The sequence below is a fragment of the Pseudoalteromonas sp. SG43-6 genome, from assembly GCF_014164365.1.
GTDB lineage: Bacteria > Pseudomonadota > Gammaproteobacteria > Enterobacterales > Alteromonadaceae > Pseudoalteromonas > Pseudoalteromonas rhizosphaerae.
The window spans coordinates 1-5,705 of the sequence record NZ_JACJEZ010000098.1; the positions used below are offsets into that span (position 1 = coordinate 1).

5 protein-coding genes are annotated in these 5,705 nt (G+C 39.9%); 1 reads left to right on the forward strand and 4 read right to left on the reverse strand.

Annotated elements, in window-relative coordinates; translation table 11 throughout:
• Positions 1-202: 202 nt before the first annotated feature.
• Complete coding sequence (gene trmJ / locus H5201_RS21930; protein WP_145236524.1) at positions 203-925, reverse strand: tRNA (cytosine(32)/uridine(32)-2'-O)-methyltransferase TrmJ; 723 nt, start codon at positions 923-925, stop codon at positions 203-205.
• Positions 926-1,215: 290 nt separating this feature from the next.
• On the opposite strand from trmJ, the gene suhB reads away from it, so the two are divergent.
• On the forward strand, positions 1,216-2,019 hold the full coding sequence (gene suhB / locus H5201_RS21935) for an inositol-1-monophosphatase (RefSeq protein ID WP_145236520.1): 804 nt from the start codon (positions 1,216-1,218) through the stop codon (positions 2,017-2,019).
• Positions 2,020-2,067: 48 nt separating this feature from the next.
• On the opposite strand, the gene H5201_RS21940 is transcribed toward suhB, so the two are convergent.
• From H5201_RS21940 to H5201_RS21950, 3 genes are all read right to left on the reverse strand, one after another.
• Entirely contained in the window at positions 2,068-2,895 is an 828-nt protein-coding gene (locus H5201_RS21940) for an ABC transporter substrate-binding protein (RefSeq protein WP_182719210.1), read from the reverse strand.
• Between the two features lie 81 nt (positions 2,896-2,976).
• Positions 2,977-4,764, reverse strand: coding sequence for a bifunctional diguanylate cyclase/phosphodiesterase (locus H5201_RS21945; RefSeq protein WP_182719209.1), 1,788 nt, complete (start codon positions 4,762-4,764; stop codon positions 2,977-2,979).
• Between the two features lie 84 nt (positions 4,765-4,848).
• Entirely contained in the window at positions 4,849-5,376 is a 528-nt protein-coding gene (locus H5201_RS21950) for a hypothetical protein (protein ID WP_182785396.1), read from the reverse strand.
• Between the last annotated feature and the right edge of the window lie 329 nt (positions 5,377-5,705).

Below are 5,705 nucleotides of genomic sequence, written 5' to 3' on the forward strand. Positions count from 1 at the left end.
AGGTTCTAGGTTCTAGGTTCTAGGTTCTAGGTTCTACAAAGTTTATATAGCTCGATTCTAGTCAAGCTATTCCTAGTGCCTATATCTTCCTAGCCCCTCAATTAACTTCAATACCCGACTGTTTTAGTCAAGTACTGTGTTCATTGTAATTACCTGAGTAATTTAGTCAAGTATTAGCGGCAAATAGTCTTATAACTTTCGCTTATTTAGTAGACTTATTTATTGAGGTTAAAATACCGCGCAAGATATTTAGCTCTGCATCTTCTGGGCGTGCACGGTTAAATAAACGACGTAGCTTAGTCATTACCATGCCCGGATGCTGCTTAATAATAAAGCCTGTTTCCAGTAAGGTTTGTTCTAAGTGTTCGTAAAATAACTCGGTTTGTTTTGAGCTTGGATACACAGCATCATCTACTGGCGTGGCTTTTGGTTGTTGATTTAAAAACGCCATACGCGTTTCGTAACATAAGGTCTGCACAGCCATTGCTAAATTAAGCGAGCTATATTCAGGATTAGCCGGAATACACACATGATAGTTGCACAGTTGCAGTTCTTCATTACTTAAACCACTGTTTTCGCGGCCAAAAACTAATGCTACAGGACCAGTAACAGCTTCGGCAACTAGCTTCTCACCACATTCACGTGGTTCCACCATAGGCCACGATAAAGTACGTGAACGGGCGCTAGTACCAATAGTTAGAGCACAACCTGCAATCGCTTCAGCAACTGTGTCAACTATCACCGCATTACCTAGCACATCAGTTGCACCAGCCGCTAATGCGCTAGCGTGGCTATCAACTTCACACGCTGGATCAACTAAATACAGTTTTGATAAGCCCATGGTTTTCATCGCGCGCGCCGCTGAGCCGATGTTACCTGAATGCGAGGTGTTTACTAAAACAATGCGGATGTCATCTAAGATCATTACTGTTTAACTCATACCAAAAAATTGCGCGAATTATAACATAGAGAAAAGCTGTAAGCAGCAAAGATTCTAGGTTCTAGGTTCTAGGTAATAAATATGGGAAGTTTTATGTATCAACGATCAATGCTGGCTTTTGTCTTGTAATTTTTACCTTGCAACTCAACTAAGTACAAAAAACACTCAAAACTTTTTGGGGTTTATTGTTTACTTTGTGTCAAAAATCGCTAGAATACGCCGGCTGAAATATATAGAAATATATACACGTTCTTTTACAACCCAAAGGTAATACCATGCATCCAATGTTAAACATTGCGGTTCGCGCTGCGCGTAACGCAGGCAAAATTTTACTTCGCGCTGGCGAAGATTTATCAAAAGTTGAAGTGCAACAAAAAGGCACTAATGATTTAGTAACGAATATTGATAAAGAAGCCGAAGCCGTAATTCGCGACACTATTTTACAATCTTACCCTACTCACTCTATTGTTGGTGAAGAGCTAGGTGAGCACGTAGGTAAAGATGCAGATTACCAATGGATTGTTGATCCTATTGATGGCACTACAAACTTCATCAAAGGCATCCCTCATTACGCGGTTTCTATCGCACTTAAAGTTAAAGGTCGTCTAGACCAAGCTGTTATCTACGATCCAATTCGTGGCGAGCTTTTCACCGCTTCTCGTGGTCAAGGCGCACAGCTAAATAGCAAACGTCTTCGTGTAAGTAAAACTACCGTTCTTTCTGGTACTGTTCTTGCCACTGGTTTCCCATTCAAAAACAAACACCATATGGATGCGTATACTGAAGCATTCAAAGCATTGTTTGTTCACACTGCTGATATTCGCCGTGCCGGTTGTTCTGCACTAGACATGGCATACGTGGCAGCTGGCCGTGTTGATGGTTTCTTTGAAATTGGTTTAAAACCATGGAACTCAGCTGCAGGTGAACTAATGGTTAAAGAAGCTGGCGGTATGGTTGTAGATTTTGCCGGTGGTAATAATTACGCTCACAGCGGTAATATTATCTGTGGCGCACCGAAATTAACACAAGCGATGATCCGTGAAATTCGCCCAGTATTAACTGAAGCGTTACTTCGCTAATAGCGAGTTATACTAAGATCGATACTAAAAGGAGCCTAGGCTCCTTTTTTAATGATTAAAATAAGGGTTCTCTAATTTGATCTCAACAGTGTTCTGCGGATCAAATGGCAAGGCCTTTAAATCATCGCCAAAATACTGGTTAAATAGCTCATCAAAACTACCGTTCTTTTGCATAATAGCTAAGCCATCGCTGAGCGTTTTTGCCAGTTCTGGCTTGTGTTTGGCCACAAAGTAATAAAAAGCACTCGGGTAGCTAATATATAAATTTGGAACAATAACCAGCGCTTGCTTATTAACTTCTTTTAACTCTGAGCTTACTTCTATGAAGGAGCGAGGAAAGTAATCAACTCGTCCGGTCAAAACGATATTAAACATCGCTTGATAATTTGCAAACGGCCGTACTGATAAATCATTATGTGCCAATATTTTGGTATCTGGCCAGTCATGCCCTTGAATTGCAGTAAACCCTTTTAGTTGCTCTTTGCTCTTGATATCAACAAAGCGATTAAGAAACGACTGCCTAGTTACTAAGGCTCGCTTACCAATATAACCTTTAAATAACGGCACTTTTATCGGTATTGCTAAGGTTTCTCGTTCTGGGCTGGTCATACTCCAATATAGGTCAACGCTATTATCGCCAAGGGCTATGAGCGCCCGCTGTTGGTGAGGATGTACCACGACAGATTCTAACTGGGCTGAATAATTAGCAGCATCAAGCGCACGTTGCAGTAACTCTTTTAAGTATGCATCTCGTTTATATAATGTTCGAGGTTCTTGAGCGATTGTGACCGTTTCTTTTGCTGCAGTTTTAGCACTGCATACGGTACTAACAATAAGTACCGAGAGCGAGATGAGTGAAAAGAAATACCTAGTCATAATTATTATTTTCTAGTGTTTTAGTAAAGCTACACGCTGAGCAATAAATACTCAAGAAAAACAGCCCTACTTAACGTTATTTTATATGACTTGTTTCTCAGGAGTTAAACGTACAACCGCCAAAGCAGGGCCACGTCGTTTACATAAAAATAGATAGCTTTGGCGATAACGTTTTGCTTCTTTTTTAGCATCTGTTGCCAATGCAGCAATTTGATGGCTGTTAGTACACTGCTCTAGATCGGGTTCAACAACGCCAATCGATAAAGTAAGTAAAGGTACAAATTGCTTTTCACCTTCACGATTAGTTGCCCAATAACCACCACTGGCAATATGCTCTGGCGTAAAGAATGCACGAGATTTCAGCTCAAACTCAGTTATTATGTTGTTACATACTGTAGCCGCATCATCACCATCAAAGACCACCATAAAATCATCGCCACCAATATGACCAACAAAACTGGGCACATTACTACAAGCTTGGGTGGTGACATCAGCCAATAATTTGATAACGCTATCACCACTGGCGTAACCATATAAATCGTTGAACTGCTTAAAGTGGTTTAAATCAATATAGGCTAATGCAAAGCTGTGTTTGGCTCTTAATCTATGCTCAATTGCTTCGTTAATTGCAACATTCCCCGGCAGCATAGTAAGTGGATTAGCATGCTGAGCATGACGAATTTTCTCTTCCGTAATATGTTTTAAAATATCCCGCAGTGGCGCGAGCCCTAAGTACTGCTCAGTGCGAGTGATCACAATATGACGGCGAATATCAAAATCATTTTCGGTAATTTGCTGACTAACAGTATCAAGTAGCTGATTTTCATCAACTACCAAGGGTTGCTTATGCATTAGTGCCGTAACCGGTTGTTTGTCGTATAAAGCATGGCCATAAGGAGCCGCAAATACTTCTGTCAGTTGATCTTTGTGTAATAAGCCTATCGGCTGTAAGTTTTCGTCTACAACCGCAAGACTGATAATCGATTTATCTTTTTCAAAAATATTATGCGCATCTTTACAACGGGTATGACTGTCGATGGAGGCTTGTTCGATTGCTAGCCAACCTATCGCCATTGATTGCTCAAACTGATTGGTAAGTGGAGTAAAACTTAATTGCTGTAATTGAGCTGAGTCAAACGCTAAACTAGGCTTTAAACTTGGTCGTTCCAGCAAAAAGCCTTGCGCATTCACAATGCCTAGCCCTTCAAGTAAACTTAGTTCTTCAACCCGCTCTATGCCCTCTGCTATCACGGCTGTTTTGGTAACTTTCGCTAACTCTATAATTGATTTTAAAAATTCTTTTTTAACCACGCTTTCATCACAATGGTCAATAAAATAACGATCAATTTTCACATAGTCAGGACATAATTCTGACCATTGCTTTAATCCTGAGTAGCCTGCACCTAAATCATCGATGGCAATCGAAAAACCGAGCTGGCGATAATGAGCAATTGTTTTCAGCAATAAAAAGCCATCATCGACCTTTTCTTGTTCGGTAACTTCAATCACCACTCTATTAGCGGCCAAACCAAACTGCTTAATTAGGTGTAATGTTTCGCCTTTCGGATGGCAGGGATCAAGTAAGGTTTTAGGGCTTACATTTAAGAATAATTTGCCTTGTAGTTTTAACCTTACAAAATTTTCGATCGCTTTTGAACGGCATAGCAACTCAAGCTCTGAGATTTTATCGTGCACAATTGCAGCACTAAAAAGCGTATTTGGCATCTCTAATGCACAATTTTTAGGACCGCGACTTAATGCTTCGTAACCTAATATTTGCTGCCCAGCGATATCAAAGATGGGTTGAAACAGTGTCGTTATTTCACTATTTCGCAATATATTGTCTAATATACTTAGCTGAGCACTCACTTATCAATAACCCATTACTTCATTAAGAGGCAGTTAAAGTAGCAAGCTGGTATGACAATTTTATGGCAATTGAGTTTAAGCTACTTACTTTAATACTTGTTCAACCTGATCAAAATGAGCAATTACCTCAATAATCTCAAGTTCCGCATATTCATAAGCTTGTTGATCAACAAATCCTGAACGAGCAATCGCTTGTACAGTCGCAGGATGAACCAATAAATCCTTACCGTGATAACAGATGGGCTCGTCAAACTTAGGTAGCTTACCATCGCTATGATAACCACTTTCAATTTCTTCTAGGGGCAATGACGGGAGCAAATCAGCAACAGCAATAAGCGCATTTAAATATTCAGCACATTGTGGATAATTAACTATCAAGTCACTGAGGATAGTCTGCGATAGCGCGACTAAATCAGCAGATTGAGTTTCTAAATTAGCCGCATCTTTTTGCACTCTAATACTGCGAAGTAAGTTGTTAGCTTGATGCTGATAATGCTCAAGTGTTGTTAATTGATAAGGTTGTACAGCAGCCTTTGATTGCTTAGGTTTAACGTTGTCATCACATCCGCTAACAATAATTAGACTACTAGCGACTACAAGTTGCTTTAACATTAGTTGGTTACATCAATACTTAATCAATAATTACTATTATAGGAAATATTTAATTTCATAAATAGCAATAATTAAAATTCGCCATGATAAAACCCCGCTTACGTATAGCCTTACACCAATGCCAACCCGCAGGCTTCCCAAAACCCTAGCACCTTTAACTTTATCCCTTTAATCTCTTCCTCTGTGAGCTCTGTGCCCTCTGTGGCGGAGTTTTTCAAGTTAGTTGTCGCCTCAAGTTAAATTTTATGCCGCCCGCATTTCTTCTTTTTTCTCAGGATTCAAATTTACTTCGTTTATCATTGACCAATCTCGTGACTTTCCTGACCAAC

What these genes read in the sequence shown, in the direction of transcription:
- trmJ (WP_145236524.1), bottom strand. Translation starts at nt 925, where the DNA reads ATGATCTTAGATGACATCCGCATTGTTTTAGTAAACACCTCGCATTCA.
- suhB (WP_145236520.1), top strand. Translation starts at nt 1,216, where the DNA reads ATGCATCCAATGTTAAACATTGCGGTTCGCGCTGCGCGTAACGCAGGC.
- H5201_RS21940 (WP_182719210.1), bottom strand. Translation starts at nt 2,895, where the DNA reads ATGACTAGGTATTTCTTTTCACTCATCTCGCTCTCGGTACTTATTGTT.
- H5201_RS21950 (WP_182785396.1), bottom strand. Translation starts at nt 5,376, where the DNA reads ATGTTAAAGCAACTTGTAGTCGCTAGTAGTCTAATTATTGTTAGCGGA.